The organism is Actinoplanes utahensis (genome assembly GCF_016862455.1).
GTDB lineage: Bacteria > Actinomycetota > Actinomycetes > Mycobacteriales > Micromonosporaceae > Actinoplanes > Actinoplanes utahensis.
On sequence record NZ_BOMZ01000017.1, the window covers coordinates 69,979 to 93,953 of the forward strand.

Here is a 23,975-nt window from a genome sequence, read left to right on the forward strand (position 1 = left end):
GCCCTTCGGACCTCGGCGGAAAGCGGTAAGTGCAGGTCACGCCGCGGAGCGTTAACCGCCGTGACCCGCAAAAGTGTGCGGCAGACTGCTAATTTGCCGGGTATGACCGTGTATCCGTTGACCGGAGCCATCCGGCCGTATGCCTGGGGATCCCGGACCGCGATCGCCGAGCTGCAGGGCCGTCCCGCCCCCACCGAGGACCCCGAGGCGGAGCTGTGGCTCGGCGCGCATCCCGGCGATCCCTCCACCGTTCCGGGCACGGACGGGCCGGTCGACCTGATCGCATTGATCGGCGGCGACCCGGCCGGGCAACTCGGCGACGACGTCGTGGCGACGTTCGGCGCGCGCCTGCCGTACCTGATGAAGGTCCTGGCGGCCGCCGCCCCGCTGTCGTTGCAGGCCCATCCGGACGCGGCGTACGCGAAAGCCGCGTACGCCCGGCAGGAGGCCGATCCGGCCGCCCCGAAGAACTACACCGACGCCAACCACAAGCCCGAGATGCTGGTGGCGCTCACGCCGTTCGAGGCGCTGTGCGGCTTCCGCAACCCGGCGATCGCCGCCGCGGCCATCGCCGGGTTCCAGGTGCCCCGGCTGGAGCCGGTGGTGACCGCCCTGACCGGCGGTGACCTCGCCGAAGCGGTCCGGCTGCTGCTCACCTGGCCGGCCGGCGACCGGGGCCCGCTGATCGACGAGGTGGTGGCCGCGGCCCGCGCCGTGCCCGGCGACCACGAGCATGCCGACTCGGCCACGCTGGTCCTCGACCTGGCCCGCCACTACCCGGGCGATCCGGGGGTGCTCGTCGCGCTGCTGCTCAACCGAGTGCGCCTGGCCCCCGGCGAGGCGATCTGGATGCCGGCCGGCAACCTGCACGCCTACCTCAGCGGCCTCGGCGTCGAACTGATGGCGGCCAGCGACAACGTGCTGCGCGGCGGCCTCACCCCGAAACGCGTCGACGTGGACGAGCTGATGCGGGTGCTGCGCTTCGAGGTCCTCGATGACCCGCTGCTGCCCGCCACCCCGATCGAGCCCGGCGTCGACACCTGGACCGTCCCGGTGCCCGACTTCGTCCTCTACCGGATCGACCTGAACGGCACCCGCCCGCCCATCGAGGTCCCGGCCCACGGCCCCCGCATCGTCCTGTGCGTCGAAGGAACCGTCTTCACCGGCCAGAGCGAGGACGGCACCCCGGTCGAACTCACCGCCGGAACCGCCGCCTACATCCCCGCCGCCGCCGGCGCCATCAAGGTCGCTGGAACCGGCCGTCTCTTCGTCGCCGCCGTCCCCACCTGACGCCCACCTGCCCATCATCCGACGCCCACCAGCTCGCCGCCGCCGTCCCGGGCCGGCCGCCCTTTTCGCTGCGGCCGTCCCGGGCCGACCGCCCGCCTCTGCGCCGCCATCGTCCCGGCCGGCGGTTGGCATAACGCTTTCGATCAAGGCATGAGCTGCGGTGATGCCCGATTTCGAGTCAGCTGTGGCGGCCAGCCGGGAACGTCGGCTGGCTCTCAGGGCTGTCTCGAGCGGCGGGAGGCGGCAGTGAGAGCCAGCCGGGCAAGAGCCGCCGCGGCACGGACGGTCCAGCGCCGATCTCTCCTCGTCGTCCCGGGTCGGTAGGCACTGGGGCGGTGGCTCCCCGTAAGCGAGCCACGACCGAAATTTCTGCAAATAACTTGACATGACGGTTGCGGAGTGTGAATCTAAGAGCACGCAGCGTCATTGGTGATCGGGGGGTCCCACGGACGCGCGCGGTACCAAACCGGGGGGATGAACGGGGCGGCGGGCTTAGGCCTGTCGCCCCGTTCGCTATTTCCGACTCGGATGACGGCCCGGGGATGAGCTTCGGATCATGAGCCGGGGGTCCGGATTGTAGGAACGCAGACCCGGCAGCCGGGATGGGGTTCGAGCGGCTCGAGGTGAGCGGGCGTGCGGCAGTCGGGGTGAGGTCAAGTGGCGACGGGGGGACCGGAGGCGCGGCGGTCGGGATGGGGCCAGGTGGCGGCTGGGGGTGAGCGGAGGCGCGGCAGTCGGGGTGAGTGACGCGTGGTCGTCGCGGGGGACCGGCACGGGACGGGTTGAGGTTTTCGGGGCGATTCAGGTCGTACAACCTGGGTTGGAAGGGTTTGATCGGCCCGCGGAGAGCCGTCGCGGAGTACCCCGTCGGGGTGTATGTGCTGGGCGGCCCGCGCCTCGGCCGAGGCCCGGCGAGCAGGCCGCATGTCGCTGCGTGACGGTCGATCGGGTGCGGCGCCGGTACCGAAGAGTGTGTGCAAGTTGCACCGAGGGGCCGATGCGTCGATATGGTGGGCGGCGTGGCGAGGCCGACATCGACAGCACGCCGGGAGCTCGGCGGTGAACTGCGCCGGCTTCGCGGTGAGCGCCGCGCGGTCGACGTCGCTACGGCGCTCGGATGGTCGGAGTCGAAACTCAGCCGGATCGAGACTGCGCACACCGGGATCAGTGAGCCGGACCTGGACCGGCTGCTCACGTTGTACGGCGTCGCGATCGAGGACCGTGGGCGGCTGCGTGACCTGGCTCGTCGGGGCCGGACGCGGGCGTGGTGGACGGAGTACCGGTCGTCGGTGCCCGATCCCTACGACGAGTACCTGGCCCTGGAGGGCGAGGCGATGCGGATCGCCGAGTGGGAGGCGCAGGTGGTTCCGGGCCTGCTGCAGACCGACGAGTACGCGCGTGCGGTGATCGAGGCCGGCGCGGACGTCGACGACTCGGAGATTCTGCGGCGCCGGCTGGCGTTGCGGATGGCCCGGCAGAAGTCGCCGATCCGGCCGTTGCCGCCGCACCTGCGGATCGTCCTGGACGAGGCGGTCCTGCACCGGCAGATCGGCGGGCCGGAGGTGCAGCGCCGTCAGCTCGACCGGCTTTATGAGGCCAGTGGGAGTCCGGGGGTGGAGTTGCTGATCCTGCCGTTCGGGGCGGGGGCGCACGCCGGGCTGACCGAGTCGTTCATGATCATGGAGTTTCCGCCTGGCACCCGTAACCCGGTGGTGCACATCGAAGGGCTGACCGGCGGCCTCTTCAGGGTGAAGCCCGAGGAGATCGACGTCTATCAGAACGCCTTCGATGACCTGCACGAACGCGCTTCGTCGCCAGAACAGAGCCGAACGGCCATCGCTGAGACGAGGGATCAATTGGCTCGGTGATCTTCGTCCGTGGGGTCCAATGGAGTTGCATTCCACGGTAAGGAGATGACCATGAACGACACCACGCTGACCTGGCGCAAGAGCAGCCGCAGTGGCGCTGCCGGACACTGCGTCGAAGTCGCCGAGGCCCCGGCCGCGGTGAAGGTTCGCGACTCGAAGGACGTCACCGGCCCGGTGCTCTCCTTCGGCACCGGTGACTGGACCGGCTTCATCGCCGGAGTTCGTGCAGGGGAGTTCGACCGGCCCGGCGTGTGACCGGTGCGCGCCACGGGCGGTCCCGGTCCGGGGCCGCCCGTTTTTCTATGTCTGCGAGTAGGCTCCCGGGCAAGATCGCCCCCCAGGTAGCGCGAGGACCGGGAGGACAGTGCAATATTGGACCGCATGAGAGCCCGGGTACTGGTCGTCGATGACGATCCCGCGTTGGCCGAGATGCTCGGCATCGTCCTGCGCAGCGAGGGATTCCTTCCCTCCTTCGTCGCGGACGGTGAGCGTGCCCTGGCCGCCTTCCGGGAGAACCGCCCGGACATCGTCCTGCTCGACCTGATGCTGCCGGGCATGAGCGGCATCGACGTCGCACGGGCGATCCGCGCCGAGTCGGGTGTCCCGATCGTGATGCTGACCGCCAAGAGCGACACCGTGGACGTGGTGCTGGGCCTGGAGTCCGGCGCCGACGACTACGTGGTGAAGCCGTTCAAGCCCAAGGAACTGGTCGCCCGGATGCGGGCCCGGCTGCGCCGCGGTGAGGACGCCGCGCCGGAGATGCTGACCATCGGCCCGCCCGGCAACCAGATCACCATCGACGTCCCGGCGCACACCGTGGCCCGCGACGGCGAGGAGGTGAAGCTCACCCCGCTGGAGTTCGACCTGCTGGTGGCGCTGGCCCGCAAGCCGCGCCAGGTCTTCACCCGCGAGGTGCTGCTGGAGCAGGTCTGGGGTTACCGGCATGCCGCCGACACCCGGCTGGTCAACGTGCACGTCCAGCGGCTGCGCGCCAAGATAGAGCCGGATCCGGAGCGGCCGGAGATCATCCTGACGGTCCGTGGTGTCGGCTACAAGGCGGGCACCGGGTGACCGCTTCCAGCGGCTAACCTTGCCGCGAGATGCGTGCTCCGACCTGGCTCCCGATGCCCGTGCGCCGTGCCCTGCGAGTGGTGCGGCGCTGGTGGCGCGTGGTCGCCCACCACCTGCAGCGTTTCACGGCGCCGGCCCGCCGGGCCTGGCGCCGTTCGCTGCAGCTGCGAGTGGTGGCGCTCACCCTGGTCGCGTCCAGCCTGCTGGTCGGCACCTTCGGGGCGTACATCGCCAATCGCAGCGCCGAGATCCTGCTGAGCCGTGCCGAGCGTGAGGCCGACACGGTGATGAGCAGCAAGGTGGAGTACGCGTTCCGCCAGCTCACCCTCTACCCGCAGGCCCGTGACCCGGAGCTGCCCAGCGCGATCAACGACCTGGTCAACGAGCTGGCCGACGGCGATCCGGCGGCCCGCGGCAAGACGATCATCTCGATCCGGGCGGAGCGGCACACCGACCAGCTCCAGGCCGTCGCCGTGCCCAGCGACGTGGATACCCGGGCCCTGCTCACCGCCGAGATGATCAGCAGGGTGTCGTCCGGCTCGGGGCGCAAGGCGAGCCAGATCCGGACCGCCGAGATCAACGGCGAGACGATCAAATACCTGGTGTACGGGTCACCCGTGCCGACCAAGTTCGGCCATGTCGAGCTCTACTACATGGTCCCGCTGACCAGCGAGGACCAGGACGCCAACCTGATCCGCACCACGGTGCTGGCCACCGGTCTGGCCCTGGTGATCCTGCTGGGTGTGGTGGCGGGCCTGGTCACCCGGCTGGTGGTGACCCCGGTCCGGGTCGCCGCACGGACCGCCCAGCGGCTCTCCGCGGGCCTGCTCGACCAGCGGATGAAGGTCAACGGCGAGGACGACCTGGCGCTGCTGGCGGCGGCGTTCAACCAGATGGCGGCCAACCTGCAGCGGCAGATCGTGCGGCTGGAGGAGATGTCCCGGCTGCAGCGGCGGTTCACCTCGGACGTGTCGCACGAGCTGCGGACGCCGTTGACGACCGTACGGATGGCCGCCGATCTGATCTTCTCCGAGCGGGAGGATTTCGATCCGGCCGTCGCGCGCAGCGCCGAGCTGCTGCAGGCCGAGCTGGACCGCTTCGAGGAGCTGCTCACCGACCTGCTGGAGATCAGCCGGTTCGACGCCGGGTTCGCCGCGCTGGACGCCGAGCACACCGACCTGGTCCCGATCGCCGAGCGGGTGGCCGAGCGGCTGTCCGGCCTGGCCGAGCGGGTCGGTGTCGAGCTGGACCTGCGCCTGCCGGACACCCCGGTGATCGCCGAGGTCGACCCCCGGCGGGTCGAGCGGGTGCTGCGCAACCTGGTGGGCAACGCGATCGAGCACGGCGAGGCGAAACCGGTGCAGATCACCATGGCGACCGACGACGCGGCGGTGGCGATCACCGTCCGCGACCACGGCATCGGCTTGAAACCCGGCGAGGAGCGCCTGGTGTTCAACCGGTTCTGGCGGGCCGATCCGTCCCGGGCCCGGCAGACCGGCGGCACCGGACTCGGCCTGTCCATCAGCGTCGAGGACGCCCGGCTGCACGGCGGGTGGCTGGAGGCGTGGGGTGCGCCCGGCGAGGGCGCCCAGTTCCGTCTGACCCTGCCGGTGCGGGCCGGTGACCGGCTGGTCGCCGCGCCGTTGCCGTTGATCCCCCGGGACCGGACCGCGGAGGTGAGCTGATGGTGCGCCGTGTGATCGCCGGTGCGGCAGTCGTCGTGCTGTTGCTGGGCGGCTGCGGGATCGCCGACGAGTCCGGGGTGACGGACCTCGGCCCCGGCCCGTCCGGCGGCACCTCGACGGGCAACGGGAGTTCACGCAACCAGGTCACCCGGGATTCGACGAGCGACCGGGTGCAGTTCGTCAACAACTATCTGCGGGCCGCCGCCGGCGACTACGACGGCGCCCTGGAGCGGGTCAAGCAGTTCATGTCGCCTGCCGCGCGGGCTAGATTCAGCCCGGCCGCCACTCTGCGGGTGATCCGGCTCACCAGCTCACCGCTGCTGGACGCCGGACAGGAGCGGGTCAGCATCGACTACGAACTGGTCGGCACGCTCGGCAAGAACGGCCTGCTGGAGCCGGCCGCCGAGCGCTCCAACACGGTCAGCCGATATGAGTTCGGCTTGGAGGAGGTCACCGGCGACGGCCTCTACGTCACGAACGCGCCGCCGTTCCTGCTGCTCAGTGACACCGCGCTGGCCGACTTCTACGACGAGCGGACGATCTACTTCTGGAACACCGAGCGCACCGGCCTGGTTCCGGACGTGCGGTACCTGCTGAACGACGTGCCGATCGAGCAGGAACCGACGGTCATCCTGAACTGGCTGATCGCCGGCCCGGCACCGTGGCTGCGGGACGCGGTCGAGGTCCTGCCGGACGGCACCAAGCTGGAGGGCAAGGTCCCCGAGATCGATCAGGACCGCTTGGTGATCACGCTGAGCGCGCAGGCCCTGCCGACCGAGGGCACCGAGCAGGCGCTGGACCGGTTGCGCCGGCAGGTGCAGTGGTCGCTGCGCCGGCTGCTCCCGGAGTTCCTGGATCTGCGGGTCGGCCACCAGGAGACCCGCAGCTACTCCGGCACCGACTTCCTGACCAGCAACCTGGCCTACCGCTCGGGCTCGGTCTCCCCGGAGCGGTACGTGGTCTACAACCGCGCCATCCGGCGGCTGGAGGACATCGAGCGGCCGAACGCCGACTCGGTCCCGGGCATCGCCGCGGAAGCCAACAAGGACATCTCCCGCGCCGCCCTGAGCACCTCCGGCACGGACATCTTCACCGCCGTGGTGACCGGCTCCGGCAAGGGCGAGCAGCTCCGGGTGGGCACCGCCCCGCTCGGCACGACGGCCGCGCTGAAGGACGTCTCCGGCCTGCCGCCCGGTATCGGCTACCCGGTGTGGGCGATCACCCCGGTCGCGGGGACCGAGGGCGGGGTCGGGCTGGTGATAGCGGACGGCAGGCTCTGGCGCTTCCAGGCGCAGGGCGGCCCGGCGCAACTGGTCCAGTGGCAGGGCGTGGACGGGCCGATCAGCGCGATAACCGTCGCGCCGGACGGGCACCGGGTGGCCCTCGTCGCCGGCGGCCGGCTCTACCGGGCGGTCCTCACCGTCAGTGGAGACCGGCTGGCGCTGGCGCTGTCCGGGCTGGAGGAGCTGGAACCGCCGTTGCGGACCGTGACAGCGGTGGACTTCAGCGGCGAATCCTGGCTCACCGTGAGCGGCGTGGGCAACGGCGACCGGACCGCCATGCTGAACGTGTCGATCGACGGGGCGCTGCAGTCGGACGTGGTGCGGGACATGGGCAAGGTCTCGGTGACCTACCTGACGGCCTGCCCGGCGAACCCGGCGCTCAGCGCGTTCGGCACTTCGGTGCTCTACTCGACCGGCAGCGACGCGTGGGAGGCGTTCACCACCTCCCTGCAGATCACCGCCGAGCACCTGGCCGGACCGCCCGAGCAGAAACGCGACGGCGTGGTGCCCGGCGCGCCGCTGTTCCTGAACTGACATGGTTCTGGGGGAGCTGGCCGATCTGGTGCTGCCCGGCGTGTGCGCGGGGTGCGGGGCGGAGCGGGTGCGGCTCACCTACGGGACCTGTGCGGGCTGTGTGGCGGAGCTGGAGAGGCTGCGGCCCCGGGTTGCCGTGCCGACCCCACCGCCGGCCGGGTTTCCGTCCTGCGTGGCGGTCGGGGCGTACGGCGGGGCGCTGCGGGGCGCGCTCCTGGCGTACAAGGAGAAGGGCCGGCACCGGCTCGCCCGGCCGCTCGGCGCGCTGCTGGCCGGCGCCGTCGCGGCGCTCGCGCCCCGGGACCGGCCGGTGACCCTGATCCCGGTGCCGTCCACGTCGGCGGCGCGCCGGGAGCGGTACGGCGACCACATGGCCCGGCTCGCCGGCCACGCGGCCCGCCGGTTGCGGACGGCCGGTTACCGGGTCGACGTCGTGCAGCCGCTGCGTGCACTGCCGCGTCCTGACTCAACGTCATTGGATGCATCCGAACGGGCGACCGTAGCTGTCAATTCCCTGCGAATGACACCCCGAATCAGCGTTCTGCGGCGCGACGGGAGATCCCGAGGCACGCTTGTGGTGGCGGATGACATCGTCACCACCGGGGCCACTCTGGCGGCGGTGGCACGCCGGCTTGAGGAGGCGGACATGCAGGTCACAGGTGCCGCAGTGCTCGCAGCGACGCAATTGCGCGGAACCCGTCCCGGCATTGGCCTCTGACCTGACCTTCGGGTGCCGATAGAGGCGAAGGTCAGCCTTCCGGTATCCCGAACGAGGGGTGACGGGCGGGCATAGGCAGGTTAGCGTCTAGGTGACGAGGACGAGTGACATACCCGTCCGCCACCGGGAGCGCTTCCGCCGCACCGGAAAGGAGTCGTCTCACTCTCATAGGCCGTGTCAGGTGGTCGATCCCGACACGGCGTTTTCACCCAGTAGCCGGCTGCGCCGTGAATCGGCGCCCGCAAGCACAACGTTGGGGGAGGTCACGAGTGGACATTGTCGTCAAGGGCCGCAACGTAGAGGTTCCCGACCACTATCGAGAGCATGTCGCCGACAAGCTGAGCAAGGTCGAGCGTTACGACCAGAAGCTGATGAGGGCGGACGTGGAGTTGTTCCACGAACGCAACCCGCGACAGGCCGACATCTGCCAGCGTGTCGAGATCACGGTCATGACCAAGGGACCGGTGGTACGCGCCGAGGCCCAGGCACAGGATTTCTACGCAGCTCTGGACTGCGCCATCAACAAACTGGACGCCCGGCTGCGACGCTCCGCCGACCGGCGCCGGGTGCACCGCGGGCGGCACGCGCCGATCTCCGTCGCCGCCGCCACCGCGAACCTCCCCACCGACCTGACCACCGGCCGGACCGCCACGCTGACCGAGCCGGCGCTCGACACCGAGCCGACCGAGCACGACGAGAACCAGCCGTGGCGCATCGTGCGGGAGAAAGAGCACCCGGCCGAGCCGATGACCGTCGACGACGCCCTCTTCCAGATGGAGCTCGTCGGCCACGACTTCTACCTGTTCCATGACAAGGAGAGCGGCCGGCCCAGTGTCGTCTACCGCCGCCGTGGCTACGACTACGGCATTCTCAGCCTAGGCATGTGACGTTCCGTTCTCGCCGGAGACCTGTGCGAGCAGGTCTTCGGCGAGCAGCACGTACTGCAGGTCGTCGGTGCGGGTCCCGCCCGGGCCCGGCAGCCGCGAGCGCAGGTACGCCTCCCGCGTGAAACCGGCCTTCTCCAGCACCCGCTGCGACCCGACGTTCGTCGGCAGGGTGCCGGCGATCAGTCGCGCGATGCCCGTCTCAGCGAAGGCCCACAGCGCGACCAGCTGTGCTGCCCGGCTGGTGAAACCCCTTCTGCGGTACGACGGGAGCATGCTGTACCCGATCATCGCCTGACCGGTCGGCGGCTCCTGGTAGTACAGGTCGATCTGGCCCGCCCGCTCGCCGGTCGCCGCGTCCAGGATCACCATGTCGGCCCGCTGCCCGGCCAGCCAGTGCGCCGCCGACCGGGTGCAGCGCCGGTGGATCTCCCCGGCCGATTTCACCTCGGCCGGGACGCTGGTGGCCACCACGTCCGGGATGCCGTGCAACTCGGTGTAGAAGTCGATGTCACTCGCCCCGAGCGGCCGCAGGGTGACCACGCCGTCGGTGAGCACGCCCTCCGGCAGGTCGGGGAGCAGGCGCGGAGTCGGGCCCTCCGGGTCGCCGGGCAGCCGCGACCAGACCAGCAGCTCCGGGTCGCCACGCCGGACGCCCTCCCGGGTGTAACCGGCGGCGATGGCGGCCCGCTGCGCCGCCACGTCCTCCCAGCGGGTCAGCAGCTCCAGGCGGCCGGCCTGCCCGCCCACGGCCGTGCCGGTCTCCTCGTCGACGACCGCCCACGACCCGGGGGCGACCTCCCGGAGCCGGACTCCACGGCCGGAACCCGCGTCCTCGACCCGCTTCCCACTGTTCTGATCCACATGGCCCATCCTTCCCGGGACGCGCCCGGCCGCCAAACACGTTCAGAACGAGTCGGAGGCTGCGCTGTCAGCGAACTTCACGGTGCCTTTCGCCCCCTTTGCATCTTTCAGCGGAGGCCAGGGTCACAGGTCTTCGGTGAAGGTGCCTACGATGGTTCGGCAGACTGTCTAGGGGAGCGTTGACCCGTGTCGATATTGGAAAAGATCCTCCGCGCCGGCGAAGGCCGCATGGTGCGACGGCTCAAGGCGATCGCGGACGCGGTCAATTCGATCGAGGACGACTACGTCGACCTGACCGATGACGAGCTGCGCGAGTGCACCCAGCAGTTCAAGGAGCGCTATCAGGACGGCGAGTCGCTCGACGACCTGCTGCCGGAGGCCTTCGCGGTGGCCCGCGAGGGTGCCAAGCGCGTTCTCGGCCAGCGGGCGTACGACGTCCAGCTGATGGGTGGGGCCGCCCTGCACTTCGGCAACATCCCGGAGATGAAGACCGGTGAGGGCAAGACCCTGACCGGCGTGTTCCCGGCCTACCTCAACGCGTTGAGCGGCAAGGGCGTGCACATCATCACGGTCAACGACTACCTCGCTCAGCGTGACGCCGAGTGGGTGGGCCGGGTGCACCAGTTCCTCGGCCTGTCCGTCGGCGTCATCCTGCCGAACCGTCCGGCCGCCGAGCACCGTGCCGCCTACGAGTGCGACATCACGTACGGCACCAACAACGAGTTCGGCTTCGACTACCTGCGCGACAACATGGCGTGGTCGAAGAGCGAGCTCGTGCAGCGGGGGCACCACTTCGCGATCGTCGACGAGGTCGACTCGATCCTCATCGACGAGGCGCGGACCCCGCTGATCATCTCCGGCCCGGCCGAGCACTCCGCCCGGTGGTACGGCGAGTTCGCGCAGATCGTCGCCCGGCTCCAGCCCGGTAAGGACGGTGAGGGCGACTACGAGGTCGACGTCGCCAAGCGGACCATCGCGATCACCGAGCGCGGCGTCGCCAAGGTCGAGGACCGGATCGGCATCGACAACCTGTACGAGTCGGTCAACACCCCGCTCGTCGGTTACCTGAACAACGCGATCAAGGCCAAGGAGCTCTACAAGCGCGACAAGGACTACATCGTCAGCCCCGAGGGCGAGGTCCTGATCGTCGACGAGTTCACCGGCCGCATCCTGCACGGCCGCCGCTACAACGAGGGCATGCACCAGGCCATCGAGGCGAAAGAGGGGGTGGAGATCAAGCAGGAGAACCAGACCCTCGCGACCGTCACCCTGCAGAACTACTTCCGCCTGTACGACAAGCTCGGCGGCATGACCGGTACCGCGCAGACCGAGGCCGGCGAGTTCAACAGCGTCTACAAGGTCGGGGTCGTGAGCATCCCGACGCACCGCCCGATGATCCGGGTCGACCACCCGGACGTCATCTACAAGACCGAGCGGGCCAAGTTCAACGCCGTCATCGAGGACATCGCCGAACGGCACGCGACCGGCCAGCCGGTCCTGGTCGGCACGGTCTCGGTGGAGAACTCGGAGATCCTCTCCCAGTTGTTGCGCCGCCGCGGCATCCCGCACAGCGTGCTGAACGCGAAGTTCCACGCCCAGGAGGCGACGATCATCGCCCAGGCCGGCCGGAAGGGCGCGGTCACCGTGGCCACCAACATGGCCGGTCGTGGCACCGACATCCTGCTCGGCGGCAACCCGGACTTCACCGCCGCGGCCGAGCTGCACCAGCGCGGCCTCGACCCGGTGGAGAGCCCGGAGGAGTACGCGAAGGCCCTCGAGGAGATCCTCCCGATCGTCAAGGAGGCCACCGAGCGGGAAGCCGCCGAGGTGCAGGCCGCCGGCGGTCTCTACGTGCTCGGCACCGAGCGTCACGACTCCCGCCGCATCGACAACCAGCTCCGCGGCCGGTCCGGCCGGCAGGGCGACCCGGGCGAGTCCCGGTTCTACCTGTCGCTGCAGGACGACCTGATGAAGCGGTTCCGGGCCGGCGCCGTCGAGGCGGTCATGGAGCGGTTCAACATCCCCGAGGACGTTCCCATCGAGTCGAAGATGGTGAGCAAGCAGATCCGCAGCGCGCAGACGCAGATCGAGGCGCAGAACGCGGAGATCCGCAAGAACGTCCTCAAGTACGACGAGGTGATGAACAAGCAGCGGCAGGTCGTCTACGCCGAGCGCAAGCGCGTGCTCGACGGCGAGGACATGCACGAGCAGGTCACCCACATGATCGACGACGTCATCACCGACGTCGTCACGGCGGCCACCTCCGAGGGCTTCGCCGAGGACTGGGACCTGGACCAGTTGTGGACCAACCTCAAGCGGCTCTACCCGGTCAGCCTGACCATCGAGGACATCGTCGAGGAGTCCGGCGGCGAGCGGAACACCATCGACCAGGAGTTCCTGATCGAGCAGCTCAAGCAGGACGCGCAGGCCGCGTACCAGGCCCGTGAAGAGGAACTCGGCTCGGAGGCGGTCCGAGAGCTGGAGCGTCAGGTGCTCCTCGCGGTCATCGACCGGAAGTGGCGTGAGCACCTCTACGAGATGGACTACCTGCAGGAGGGCATCAGCCTGCGGGCCTACGCGCAGCGCGACCCGGTGGTCGAGTACCAGCGCGAGGGCTTCGACATGTTCAACCAGATGATGGAGGGCATCAAGGAGGAGGCGGTCGGCTTCGTCTTCAACCTGGAGGTCCAGGTCGAGGAGGCGCCCACCGTCACGCTCGACCCGAGCCAGGCCTTCGAGCTGCCCAAGGTCGACGGCGGGGAGGTCCCCGACGACGACCTGGAGCCCGAGCACGTCGAGGTGCGCGCCAAGGGTCTCGGCGGTTCCGGCCGCCCGCAGAACCTGCAGTACACCGCGCCGACCATCGACGGTGAAGCGGGCGCCGGCAGCCCGTCCATCCAGCAGGCGCCGAAGGCCGAGCCCAACCCCACGGTGATCGGCCCGGGCGGCTCGCCGGTCCCGGCCAGCCCCGCGCACACCAGCGCCGGGACCCGGAGCGGGCGGCACGCCGCCTCCCAGTCCGAGTCGAACGGGCCGTCCCGCAACGCGCCCTGCTACTGCGGCTCGGGCAAGAAGTACAAGCGTTGCCACGGAGCCCCGGGCGCGGCCTGATCTTCTGAGCGCCCGCCAGCTCTACTGACGGCCCGCGGTGGCCCGGCTCACGCTGGCCCCGCGGGCCGTCCGCATGCCGGGCCGTCCGCATGCCGGGCCGTTCGCATGCCGGGCCGTTCGCATGCCGGGCCGTTCGTATGCCGGGCCGTCCGCATGCCGGGCCGTCCGCATGCCGGGCCGGCGTGGTGGCCCGGGACGGCCGCCGCCGTGTGTGCTGCCGGACGCCCCGGGAGTTCTGCGGTCAGATGATCAGCAGGGTGGTGGCGGACCAGGCCTGCCGGTGCATCTCCAGGCGGAAGGCCATGGCCCACGCGCGGTCACCGGTCACCAGCGTGACGGCGGCCTCGACAGCGCCCGCCCGTGGCTCGCACAGCATCACCTTGATCACGGCGACCGGGGCGGGGCGCTGCGGCGGCCGGGACCCCGGCCGGTTCGACTTGCGCAGCTCGGCGACCCGGCGGGCACCGGCCAAGCCCTGCGCCACCACATGGGCCGCCTCGGTGGGAAGCGACACCCGGCGCAGGTGGGCGGCGGGGCGGAACCCGTTGAGCACCTCGAGGCAGAGCCGTACGAATCGGCGGGCGGCGAGCCTCGCGTCACCGGACACACCGCTGACCACCGGCAGCGCCGGCCGCGGCAGCAGGGAGGGCGGTGGTCCACCCGGCCCGGGGCTCGCGGCTGACCGTGGCCCCGCCGGCCGTTCCCCGGCTGTTCGGGTCTTCGGCGGCCACTCCGCAGCCGTCCGCGTGTTTCCCTGCCGTTCGCCATCTGCCCGGGTGTTCGGCGGCCACTCTCCCGCTGTCTGGCTGGTGGGCGGGCACGCTCCAGCTGTGTGCGTGGTGGACGGCCACTCCCCGGCTGTTTGCGTGGCCGGTGGCCACTCCTCGGCTGTTTGCGTGGTGGACGGCCACTCCCCGGCGGCCCCAGTGGTTGGCGGCCACTCTCCGGTCGTTCCAGCGGCTGGCGGCCACTCTCCGGTCGTTCGGGCGTCCTCGCCTGCTCTCGAGGCTGGCGACCGGTCCCTTTCTGCTTCTCGCCATTCCCCTGTCAGACCCGCGGCCGGAGGCCACTCCAGGGCTGATCGTGGGGAGGCCGGCCACTCCAGCGGTGCGGACTCGTCGTCGAACGGGGGTTCATACCGGGGAACCGGGCGCAGGCGGATCGCCGGCCGGGACCCGGTGGGTGCAATCTCGATCGCCGATCGCATCGCCACCGCCAATTCTTGTGTTTGCCTCCGTTTGCTTTCGATAGCCTCGATTCTGGCCGGTTCGGCTACGTCCCGGCAACTGCGGGTCATCGATTCGGGAAGAGGCGCAAAAGCCGCCAGAGGGTCAATCCGCCTCGCGTTCGGCCAGCGGGTTGTCACGGACCCAGGCGGCCGTCTCGGCGTACTTCTCCTCGATATATCTCTCCAGCATGGCCCGCTCGACGCGCCACTGACCGCGCCCGCCGACCTTGATCGCGGGCAGCTCGCCGCTGCGCACCATGTGGTAGACCTGCGAGTCCGAGACGTTCAGCTCGGCGGCCACGTCGGACAGCAGCAGGAAGCGGGGCTCCGGCATGGTCCCTCCTATCGACAGCCTCAGTTTGCCATCGTTTGCCCTCACCAGCGTCCGCCGGACCAGGCCCTGTCCCGATCCCCGCCGCTGCCGGCCCCGGCGTCGGGATCATGGGCAGTACCCGGCGGGAGCTGCCAGGTCCAACGCTGGCGGCGGAGCGGGTGTGCTGCCAGATCCCACGGCGGCCCGGGAGTGGTGGGCTGTCTAGGTCCCACGGCGGGCCGGGAGTGGTGGGCTGTCTAGGTCCCACGGTGCGGGCGGGTGTGCTGCCAGGCCCTTCGGTGGGCCGGGGGTGCGCTGCCACGATCCGGAGACTCCTGATGGAATGGTGCGTTCGCGGGCCGAGATGACGGTGTACTGTGCTCGCCCGAGCGCCGAGTGCAGGAGGATTCACGTGCCGATCACCGACCTGGTCCGGGTCTATGTCCCGGCGACTCTGCCGATGTTGGCGGCCCTGCGGGCCGACGGCCGGCTCGGCGAGCAGACCACGGTCGCGCACGCGGTGACGCCCGCGCTGCGGGAGTGGTACGCGGAGGGTGACGAGGAGGAGCTGGAGTACGTCGCCTTCACCCGCGCTGCCCAGGGTGCCCTGCAACTGCTGCGGCACGATCCGTCCGCGCCGCGCCGCCGGGTCGTGCTCTCGGCTGACGTGCCGGCCGCCGGCCTGATCCGGGAGGACACCGAGCTCGGGTCGAGCACCGTCCGGCTACCGCAGCCGGTGACTCTCAAGGAGCTCGCCAGCATTCACGTCGACGGCGCGGATGCGGTGGAGGCGGTCGCGGCGGCCGCCGACGTGGTCGAGGAGGCTCTGGCCGGCGACCCGGACGCCCAGTTCACCGTCGACGGCGCCGAGGATCACGAGCTCGAGTGGTACGCGGTGTCCGAGCTCGACGAACTGCTCTGAACCGTCGGCGCGTCCCGCTCTCAGTCCTCTTTCCTGCCGGCCGAGGCCGGCGCGGAGGAGTGGGAGCCGGCTGCGGCCGGTGAGCCCGAGTCGTCGGGGGAGGCGGACCGGGCCGGGGATCCGGAGCCGTCGGGCGATGCTGAGTCGTCCGTGGAGCCGGGGCCCGCCGGAGTGGCGGCGCCGGGTTCTGCCGGGGAGGTGGCGCCGGGTTCTGCCCGGGCGGTGGCGCCGGGTTCGGCCCGGGAGGTGGAGCGGGTGTCGGCGGGGGAGGCGGAATCGGAGTCCGCCGGAGTGGTGGTGCCGGAGTCCTCCGGAGTGGTGGAGCGGGGGGCCGCCGGGGAGGCGGGGTCGGAGTCCGCCGGGGAGATGGTGCGGCCGACCGCGACGAGCGCGGTGAAAGCGCCGACGAAGAGCACGATCAGCCCGTTGTTGAGGCGGGCTGAGCTGAGCATCTCCTGGACCACCAGTTCCAGTTCGCTGACTTTGCCGGCCAGTTCGAGCACCTGGGCGCCGGCGGTGCGGGCCAGCAGCTCCGCGATCACGATGATCAGGCCGGCTCCGGCGCCGGCCAGCGCGTACAGCGGCCAGCGCAGGTCGGCGCCGGTGCGGCGGCGGGCCCGGCGCAGCAGCGCGAACGGGATGAGCCCGGCCGCCAGGCCGCTGAGTGCCGCCTGGCTGTAGGAGAACCACTGTGCCGCGTCGGCCGAGGACGCGGTGTCGCCCGCGCCGTAGGCCTCGAGCACCGGGTCCTGGAAGAGGTTGAGCAGGAAGCCGACCAGGAAGACACCGACGGCGCCGGCGGCGGCCGCGGCGATCACCGGTGGGATCCGGAGCCCGGCCAGCGCGCCGCCGATGGTGGCAGCCGCGGCGACGGTGCCGCCGACGATCGCGTACATCGTCCCGGCGGTGTTGATCGTGATGATCGGCAGTGCGCTGACCAGACCGGTGAGCAGCCCGGCCCCGGTGGCGACCGCGAACCGGGCGCTGGCGCCGAGCGGCCGGCGGGCGCTGAGCAGGGTGAGCGCCAGCAGGGCCACGGCCGCGCCGGCCACCAGGTCGGCCGAGACGGCGCCGGGCAACGCGTACGCCGTCGAGGTCACCTCCATCGCCGCGTCGTCCCGCCCGGTGATGGTGGCCCGCGCCGACCAGAGCATCGCGCCGGTCCAGCCGAGCGCGGCCAGCGCGAGCAGCGCCACGGTGAGCGGGGACTCCTCGACGGTCTCCGGGGCGGTCTGGCGGTCTGTCATGGGGGTCAGGGTAACCGGCGAACCTGCGCAGGCCCGCTCGGTGGTCTCGTCGCCGGGGGTGTGGAAAGGGCCGCCCCTGATGGAGGGAGGGCGCGGGGCGCGGGGGACTGGGGCTCTGAAGGAGACCGTCGACCGGCCGGTCACTTGGCGCTATTTGCACATGGGTGGAATGTCTGGTTTCGCGTGTCGCAATCGCCGCTTTGGCCGGAATCCTGCCCGCAACGGTTCGTCTGACCGTTTGCCTGCGCCATATTACCTGGTCAATGGCCGTTTCGGCGCCGAAACGCCAGAACCGCACGCTCGTTGTCGGACTGTCTGTGCGGGACAGTCGTTTGTGGAGGCGCAAACTGGACGGATCGGGCTAAATCCTGGACGGCGGCGCGACAAAGTGGCAGCTTAGAAGGCATGCCCGACTTCCAGATCAATCCGACGGCGGCTGCCCTCCTCGGCCTCCTCCACGAGGGGTCGATGACCGGTGGTCAGCTGATGGCGGCTGCCGAACGCCGCCTCGGGCCCTACTGGTCTATGACGCGGAGCCAGGTCTACCGCGAACTGCCCGTACTGGCCGAAATGGGGTACGTCCGCCTCGGAAAGCCGGGCCCCCGATCCAGTCAGCCCTACGCCATCACCGCCTCCGGCAAGCGTGCCTTCAGCCGGTGGCTCACCGAGGCGCCCGGCCGGGACGCGCTGCGCAACCCGGTCGCGCTCCGGGTCGCCTTCGGCTCGCAACACTCCGGCGACCAGTTGCAGGAGCTCTACAGTCACGCCAACCAGTACCACGCGGAGGCCATGGCGATGGCGAAGGAGCAGGCCAAGGAGGCCAAGAAGAACGGGGACCCGTTCGGCGCCGCGGCGCTGGAGTTCGCGGTCGCCTATCACAAGGCCGCTCTCACCTGGCTCAAGGCCGTACCGACGGGCTGAACATCGACCGCCCCGGCCAGCTTTCTGGCCGGGCGGCGTAGTCTTGAGTGTCGTGACCGCTGCCGACTTTCCCGAGCAACTGAAGTCCCTCGACGCGACCCTGCGCAACATCGAGAACGTCCTGGACGTCGAGAAGCTGCGCCGGGACAAGGCGGACCTCGAGGAGCAGGCCTCCGCGCCGGACCTCTGGGACGACCAGGCCCGTGCGCAGGAGGTCAACAGCCGTCTGGCGTACATCTCCGGTGAGATCTCCAAGCTGGAGCGCCTGCGCTCCCGTCTCGACGACGCCGGCATCCTCTTGGAGATGGCCGAGGCCGAGGGTGACGCCGACTCGGTCGCCGAGGTGGGCGAGGAACTCGTCACGCTGACCAAGGCGATCGACGAGATGGAGGTTCGCACCCTCCTCTCCGGGGAGTACGACTCCCGTGAGGCCCTGGTGGCGATCCGGGCCGGCGCCGGTGGCGTGGACGCCGCCGACTTCGCCGAGATGCTGATGCGGATGTACCTGCGCTGGGCCGAGCGGCACGGCTACCCGACCGAGGTCTACGACACCTCCTATGCCGAGGAGGCGGGCCTCAAGTCCGTCACCTTCACGGTCAAGGTGCCGTACGCGTACGGCACCCTCGGCGTCGAGTCCGGCACCCACCGCCTGGTCCGGATCAGCCCGTTCGACAACCAGGGCCGTCGGCAGACCAGCTTCGCCAGCGTCGAGGTGATGCCGGTGGTCGAGCAGACGGACTCGATCGACATCCCGGAGAACGAGATCCGCACCGACGTCTACCGCTCCTCCGGCCCCGGTGGGCAGAGCGTCAACACCACCGACTCGGCGGTCCGGCTGACCCACATCCCGACCGGCATCGTCGCCTCCTGTCAGAACGAGAAGTCGCAGCTGCAGAACAAAGCGGCGGCCCTGCGGGTGCTCCAGGCCCGCCTTCTGGAGCGCAAGCGCCAGGAGGAGGCGGCGAAGATGGCCGATCTGAAGCAGGACACCACCGGATCGTGGGGCGACCAGATGCGTTCGTACGTCCTGCACCCCTACCAGATGGTGAAGGATCTGCGCACCGAGTACGAGGTCGGCAACCCTTCGTCGGTCTTCGACGGCGATGTGGACGGCTTCATCGAGGCCGGCATCAAGTGGCGGAAGCAGAACCAGCTCGCCGGCTGACGCGCCAGTGACCGAGCGCAACCTCGCCTGAGCGGAAAGTCAGGCGAGGTTGTGCGCGAATACGCCGTTACCGCAGCTCGTGAATATTCCCGACCCCGGCGGGGTTGGCGATTTCGTTACACCGCGTAGACTCCAGTCCCGTGATTCAGCTCGAGAACGTGACGAAGACGTATCCGAAGGCGTCTCGGCCGTCGTTGGACAATGTCAGCGTCGGGATCGAGAAGGGTGAGTTCGTCTTCTTCATCGGTCCCTCCGGTTCCGGTAAGTCGACGATCGTCAAGCTGCTGCTCAGAGAGGTGCAGGCGACCCGCGGCAAGGTGGTGGTGAACGCCAAGGACGTCACTTCCCTGCGCTCCTGGAAGGTCCCGCACTTCCGCCGCTCGATCGGCTGTGTCTTCCAGGACTTCCGCCTGCTGCCCAACCGCACGGCGTACGAGAACGTCGCCTTCGCCCTCGAGGTGATCGGCAAGACCAAGGCCGTCGCCCGCCGGGTGGTGCCCGAGGTCCTCGAGCTGGTCGGCCTGGGCGGTAAGGAACACCGGTACCCGCACGAGCTCTCCGGTGGTGAGCAGCAGCGTGTCGCGGTGGCCCGGGCCTTCGTGAACCGGCCGCTGATCCTGCTGGCCGACGAGCCCACCGGTAACCTCGACCCGGACACCTCGATCGAGATCATGCGTCTGCTGGACCGGATCAACCGGACCGGCACGACGGTCGTGATGGTCACGCACGACTCCAACATCGTCAACCAGATGCGCCGCCGGGTCATCGAGATCGAGAGCGGACGAATCGTCCGGGACCAGGCGCGCGGTGTCTACGGATAAGCCCGGCTCCGCCCTTGTAACGCAGGCTGCAGCACCGACACGCGGAGTCCCGGAAGGATCCCCCCGATGCGCGTGAAGTACGTACTCAACGAGGTCCTGGTGGGCCTGTGGCGAAACGTCACGATGACGGTCGCCATGATCATCACCATGTCGGTCTCGTTGTTCATGCTGGGCGCCAGTGTGCTCATGTACATGCAGGTCGACCAGATGAAGGACTACTACTACGGCAACATCCAGGTCTCCATCTTCCTGGCCGACGACGTCAACGACGGTCAGCGTCAGGCCATCGCGGCGGCGATCGACAACAGCCCGCTGCTCGCCGAGAAGACCTACGAGACCAAGGAGCAGGCGCTCGAGCGGTTCAAGAAGCTCTGGGCGGACTCGCCGGACTTCGTGAACGCGATCAACGCGAACAGCCTGCCGGAGTCGTACCGGGTGAAGCTCAACGACCCGGAGAAGTACGAGGAGTTCGCCAAGACGGTCGAGGGCCTGCCCGGGATCCGGCAGATCATCGACCAGCGCCAGACCCTGGAGAAGGTCTTCGAGATCTTCAACGCGATCCAGGTGGGCGCGCTGTTCGTGGCCTCCTTCATGGCGCTCGCGGCCCTGCTGCTGGTGGGTAACACCATCCAGGTGGCGGCGTACAGCAAGCGGCGTGAGGTCGCGGTCATGAAACTGGTCGGCGCCTCGAACTGGTTCATCCAGGCGCCGTTCGTCCTGGAGGCGATGGTCGCCGGCATCGTCGGCGCGCTGCTCGGCTTCGGTCTGCTGTTCCTCAGCAAGGTCATCCTGCTGGACAACAAGCTCCAGGCCCTGACCACGATCATCACCCCGGTGCCGACCGGCAACCTCTGGCTCATGCTGCCACTGCTTGCCGGCATCGGTTCGCTGGTCAGCGCGATCACCGCCTGGGTCACGCTGCGTTTCTACCTGAAGGTCTGACGCGCCGGACTTCCGCGATGGCCGCAACCGCTTGGTTGCGGCCATCGGGCGTTTTGGGGCATTGCAGGCGATTAGTCGCGGTAGCGTGATCTCCGTGAGGTATCGCCGTCTGATCGCCGCCTGCCTCAGTCTCCTCGGTATCGCGGCACTCGTCCTGGTCGTGCCCCGGCCCGCCGTCGCGGACCCGGGAGACGACGCCGCCAAGGCCGTGCGCCGTGCCGAAGCCCTGCTGGAGAGCGTGAGCGTCACCGCCCGGACCGCCGCGAGCAACCTGGCCCGGGCCACCGCCGCCCTGCCGGCCGCCCAGAACCGGGTCGCCACCACCCGCGGCATCGTCGTCGCCACCCAGGTCGAGGCGAACACCGCCCGCCGGGCCGCCGACGCCGCCCGGCTCGAGCACGAACGGGTCGCCGCCGATTTCGCCGTCGCGGCCGGGCAGGTCGAGGCCGCCCGGAAACGAGTCGACGAGATCGCCTCCTCCAGTTACATGGGCAACAGCTTCAACCGGCTCAACATGCTCGTGGGGGCGGCCGGGCCGCAGGACATGATGGACCGCCTCGGCTTCGTGGAACATCTGATGGATCGGGAGCAGGACGAGGTCCGTGCCCTCGTGGCAGCCCGGCGCGCCGCCCGCATCGAGCAGGACCGGGCCGCCGCGGCCAAGTACGCCGCCGAGACCGCCGAACACGCCGCCGCCGGCAAGCTCCGTGCCGCGCAGGCGGCGCAGACCGCCGCGATCCAGGCCCGGCAGGCCCTCGACCACCTCGTGGTGGCCCGGCAGACCGCGCTGCGGGCCGCGGAGTCGCAGCGCGCCACCGTCCTCGCGCAGTACCGGGCGGCCCTGCGGGCCGAGAGCCGGGTGCGGACGGCCATGCGCGGCTGGGAGAGCCGGTCCGGCGTCGGCGCCGCCTACTCCGGGGGCCGGCTGCTGATGCCGGTCAACGGATGGAAGTCCAGCGACTTCGGCAATCGGTACGACCCCTATTACCGGGTGTGGCAGCTGCACGCCGGCACCGACATCGCCGCCTCCTCCGGCAGCCCGATCCGGGCCGCCACCTCCGGCCGGGTGATCCAGGCCGGCTGGAACGGCGGTTACGGCCGGTACACCTGCATCTCGCACGGACGGCTGGCCGGGAGCACCTTCAGCACCTGCTACGCCCACCAGTCCCGGATGTACGTCCGGGTGGGGCAGTACGTCCGACGCGGCGAGATGATCGGCCGTGTCGGCAGCACCGGCGCCTCCACCGGGGCACACCTGCACTTCGAGACGCGCTTCGGCGGCGTACCCCGAAACCCCCTCGTTTACCTGCCCGGCTGCCTCTGCTGAACCACGGGTAGTCTTTTTGCTCATGCCACGGGAACAGGGCCGCAAGGTCGTCGCCTCCAACCGCAAGGCGTACCACGACTACACCATCCTGGACACCTACGAGGCCGGCATGGTCCTCACCGGCACCGAGGTGAAGTCGCTGCGCGCCGGCCGTTCGTCGCTGGTCGACGCGTTCGGCCACGAGAACGACGGCGAGATCTACCTGCACGGGATGCACATCCCGGAGTACACGCAGGGCACCTGGACCAACCACGAGCCGCGCCGCGTGCGCAAGCTGCTGCTGCACCGCGAAGAGATCCACAAGATGCTCGGCAAGCTGCGCGACGACGGCGTCACCCTGGTGCCGCTCTCGGTCTTCTTCCACAACGGGTACGCGAAGGTCGAGATCGGCGTCGCGAAGGGCAAGAAGAGTTACGACAAGCGGCAGGACATGGCGAGCCGGGACGCCCAGAAAGAGATCAACCGAGCCATGGGGCGGCGTGCCAAAGGCATGGACTGACGGGTATTCTCGCCCGCCGGACCCCTCCATCCTCTGCTGCCACTAGGGAGCCCACCCGTTGGCGAAGCATGCCGAACGTCAATTCATCATCGCCCGGACCGTCTTCGGTTCGGCCGCCGCGCTTCTGCTCGGTCTCGTCGGCTGGGTGGCGATCCGATCCGGCGGGGGGCCGGAGGACGGCAGCGGCCAGCCGTTGCTGGTCCAGCCGACCACCACCCTCCAGGCGGCCGAGGGCGTCCTGCCCGCCGTCGCCGCGCCGCCCGTCGAGTCGTTCCGGGTCACGCCGTCCGCCTCGTCGTCGCCGACCCCGTCGCCGTCGAAGTCGTCGCCCTCACCGTCGCCCTCGAAGTCGTCGCCCACGCCGTCGCAGAGCACCGGCAAGCCCAGCCTCAGCGTGTCGTCGTCGCCGTCGCGCACCAGCCCGTCGCCGGTCGCGGAGCCCCTGGCCGTGACCTACTCGACGAGCGCCTCCTGGCGGGACGGCTTCATCGCCGCGGTCAGGGTCGTCAACAACGGCACGTCCGCCCGGGATTGGACGGTCACCGTGACCTACCCGGGGAGCGCCGACATCGACGTGCGCGGCACCTGGAACGCCGCGGTCAGCCGCAGCGGCGACACCGTCACCCTGCGCGGTAAGTCGCTCGCCGCCGGAGCATCGGTCACCGCCGGCTTCCAGGCCGCCAAGGACACCGACGGCCTGGTGAAGCCGATCTCCTGCGCCCTTGGTGGCGGAGCCTGCCGGATGAGCTAAGATTGCGACGCTGTGAAACAGACATGGGGGTGACTGGTTTCGACTTCGTACGTGGAGACAGGGGAAGCGAGCCGAGGAAGCCGACGTCGTCTCGAGAATCGGTCGTCGGAAACTTATAAGCGCCAACGATAAGTTTGACGCTGACCAGTACGCTCTCGCCGCCTGAGGCAAGTAGCGTGGTCTGTCGGTCTGGGAGCGCCTCCGTCCCAGCTGCCGGCATCAGCTAGGAGGCTGGCCAATGGGTCCCGGTCACGGGGACCTTGCGGCGAGATCAATCAGTGACTGGGCCCGTCATCCGAACTTGCTCACGTGAGTCGGAGGGCCGAGTAGAGGCATAGTGAGCTGCGCTCGGAGAAGCCCTGACAAAGCAACGAAGGACCCGGGTTCGATTCCCGGCACCTCCACGGCATGACGGCCCCCTGTTCGCGGAAAGCGCGAACCGGGGGCCGTTTCGGTTTGTCTGCTCCGGGGGCCGAGCCCCCGGAGACCCCGCGTTACGGTGGCTGCGGTCGGCGGCCCGCTCGCGGTCAC

At 69.9% G+C, this 23,975-nt stretch carries 21 protein-coding genes and 1 other RNA gene; 18 read left to right on the forward strand and 4 right to left on the reverse strand.

The window, feature by feature from the left end; genetic code table 11:
• The first annotated feature begins 102 nt into the window (after positions 1-102).
• The 8 genes from manA (at position 103) to hpf (ending at position 9,336) form a co-directional block, all read left to right on the forward strand.
• Entirely contained in the window at positions 103-1,290 is a 1,188-nt protein-coding gene (manA, locus tag Aut01nite_RS05470) for a mannose-6-phosphate isomerase, class I (protein WP_043522019.1), read from the forward strand.
• Between the two features lie 1,019 nt (positions 1,291-2,309).
• Positions 2,310-3,158, forward strand: coding sequence for a helix-turn-helix domain-containing protein (locus Aut01nite_RS05475; protein ID WP_043522224.1), 849 nt, complete (start codon positions 2,310-2,312; stop codon positions 3,156-3,158).
• A 45-nt stretch (positions 3,159-3,203) separates the two neighbouring features.
• Positions 3,204-3,413, forward strand: a complete 210-nt coding sequence (locus Aut01nite_RS05480) for a DUF397 domain-containing protein (RefSeq protein WP_043522018.1) — start codon at positions 3,204-3,206, stop codon at positions 3,411-3,413.
• A 126-nt stretch (positions 3,414-3,539) separates the two neighbouring features.
• Entirely contained in the window at positions 3,540-4,229 is a 690-nt protein-coding gene (mtrA, locus tag Aut01nite_RS05485; RefSeq protein ID WP_043522017.1) for an MtrAB system response regulator MtrA, read from the forward strand.
• A gap of 53 nt (positions 4,230-4,282) precedes the next feature.
• Positions 4,283-5,914, forward strand: coding sequence for an MtrAB system histidine kinase MtrB (gene mtrB, locus Aut01nite_RS05490; protein WP_083998465.1), 1,632 nt, complete (start codon positions 4,283-4,285; stop codon positions 5,912-5,914).
• Positions 5,914-7,731, forward strand: coding sequence for an LpqB family beta-propeller domain-containing protein (locus tag Aut01nite_RS05495; RefSeq protein WP_204037449.1), 1,818 nt, complete (start codon positions 5,914-5,916; stop codon positions 7,729-7,731). The genes mtrB and Aut01nite_RS05495 overlap by 1 nt, the downstream gene beginning before the upstream one ends.
• A gap of 1 nt (position 7,732) precedes the next feature.
• Positions 7,733-8,449 carry a ComF family protein gene (locus Aut01nite_RS05500; protein ID WP_043522016.1) on the forward strand — a complete coding sequence of 239 codons (717 nt, stop codon included), beginning with the start codon at positions 7,733-7,735 and terminating at the stop codon, positions 8,447-8,449.
• Positions 8,450-8,718: 269 nt separating this feature from the next.
• Positions 8,719-9,336 (forward strand): ribosome hibernation-promoting factor, HPF/YfiA family, encoded by a 618-nt coding sequence (hpf, locus tag Aut01nite_RS05505; RefSeq protein WP_043522015.1) that lies wholly within the window; start codon positions 8,719-8,721, stop codon positions 9,334-9,336.
• On the opposite strand, the gene Aut01nite_RS05510 is transcribed toward hpf, so the two are convergent.
• The gene (locus Aut01nite_RS05510; protein ID WP_239124593.1) at positions 9,325-10,197 is read right to left on the reverse strand and encodes a GNAT family N-acetyltransferase; all 873 of its coding nucleotides are present in this window, start codon (positions 10,195-10,197) and stop codon (positions 9,325-9,327) included. The genes hpf and Aut01nite_RS05510 overlap by 12 nt on opposite strands.
• A gap of 186 nt (positions 10,198-10,383) precedes the next feature.
• On the opposite strand from Aut01nite_RS05510, the gene secA reads away from it, so the two are divergent.
• Positions 10,384-13,308, forward strand: coding sequence for a preprotein translocase subunit SecA (secA, locus tag Aut01nite_RS05515; RefSeq protein WP_043522014.1), 2,925 nt, complete (start codon positions 10,384-10,386; stop codon positions 13,306-13,308).
• Between the two features lie 241 nt (positions 13,309-13,549).
• Here secA and Aut01nite_RS44750 read toward each other — a convergent pair whose 3' ends face one another.
• Positions 13,550-13,915 (reverse strand): Rv3235 family protein, encoded by a 366-nt coding sequence (locus tag Aut01nite_RS44750; protein WP_052163131.1) that lies wholly within the window; start codon positions 13,913-13,915, stop codon positions 13,550-13,552.
• Between the two features lie 724 nt (positions 13,916-14,639).
• Positions 14,640-14,870 (reverse strand): helix-turn-helix domain-containing protein, encoded by a 231-nt coding sequence (locus Aut01nite_RS05525; protein ID WP_043522013.1) that lies wholly within the window; start codon positions 14,868-14,870, stop codon positions 14,640-14,642.
• Positions 14,871-15,267: 397 nt separating this feature from the next.
• On the opposite strand from Aut01nite_RS05525, the gene Aut01nite_RS05530 reads away from it, so the two are divergent.
• On the forward strand, positions 15,268-15,771 hold the full coding sequence (locus tag Aut01nite_RS05530; protein ID WP_043522222.1) for a DUF6912 family protein: 504 nt from the start codon (positions 15,268-15,270) through the stop codon (positions 15,769-15,771).
• A gap of 20 nt (positions 15,772-15,791) precedes the next feature.
• Here Aut01nite_RS05530 and Aut01nite_RS05535 read toward each other — a convergent pair whose 3' ends face one another.
• The gene (locus Aut01nite_RS05535) at positions 15,792-17,018 is read right to left on the reverse strand and encodes a hypothetical protein (protein ID WP_083998464.1); all 1,227 of its coding nucleotides are present in this window, start codon (positions 17,016-17,018) and stop codon (positions 15,792-15,794) included.
• Positions 17,019-17,423: 405 nt separating this feature from the next.
• Between Aut01nite_RS05535 and Aut01nite_RS05540 the strand changes: the two genes are divergently transcribed.
• From Aut01nite_RS05540 to ssrA, 8 genes are all read left to right on the forward strand, one after another.
• Entirely contained in the window at positions 17,424-17,939 is a 516-nt protein-coding gene (locus Aut01nite_RS05540) for a PadR family transcriptional regulator (RefSeq protein WP_043522012.1), read from the forward strand.
• 52 nt (positions 17,940-17,991) lie between these two features.
• A complete protein-coding gene (gene prfB / locus Aut01nite_RS05545) occupies positions 17,992-19,104 on the forward strand; it encodes a peptide chain release factor 2 (RefSeq protein ID WP_043522011.1) in 1,113 nt (370 codons plus the stop codon).
• Positions 19,105-19,244: 140 nt separating this feature from the next.
• The gene (gene ftsE / locus Aut01nite_RS05550; protein ID WP_043522010.1) at positions 19,245-19,925 is read left to right on the forward strand and encodes a cell division ATP-binding protein FtsE; all 681 of its coding nucleotides are present in this window, start codon (positions 19,245-19,247) and stop codon (positions 19,923-19,925) included.
• Between the two features lie 66 nt (positions 19,926-19,991).
• Positions 19,992-20,867, forward strand: a complete 876-nt coding sequence (ftsX, locus tag Aut01nite_RS05555; protein ID WP_043522009.1) for a permease-like cell division protein FtsX — start codon at positions 19,992-19,994, stop codon at positions 20,865-20,867.
• A 94-nt stretch (positions 20,868-20,961) separates the two neighbouring features.
• Complete coding sequence (locus tag Aut01nite_RS05560; RefSeq protein WP_043522218.1) at positions 20,962-22,194, forward strand: M23 family metallopeptidase; 1,233 nt, start codon at positions 20,962-20,964, stop codon at positions 22,192-22,194.
• Between the two features lie 22 nt (positions 22,195-22,216).
• Entirely contained in the window at positions 22,217-22,693 is a 477-nt protein-coding gene (gene smpB, locus Aut01nite_RS05565; RefSeq protein ID WP_043522008.1) for an SsrA-binding protein SmpB, read from the forward strand.
• A gap of 58 nt (positions 22,694-22,751) precedes the next feature.
• A complete protein-coding gene (locus tag Aut01nite_RS05570) occupies positions 22,752-23,444 on the forward strand; it encodes a cellulose binding domain-containing protein (RefSeq protein WP_043522007.1) in 693 nt (230 codons plus the stop codon).
• A gap of 25 nt (positions 23,445-23,469) precedes the next feature.
• Positions 23,470-23,851, forward strand: a transfer-messenger RNA (tmRNA) gene (ssrA, locus tag Aut01nite_RS05575).
• The last annotated feature ends 124 nt before the right edge of the window (positions 23,852-23,975 follow it).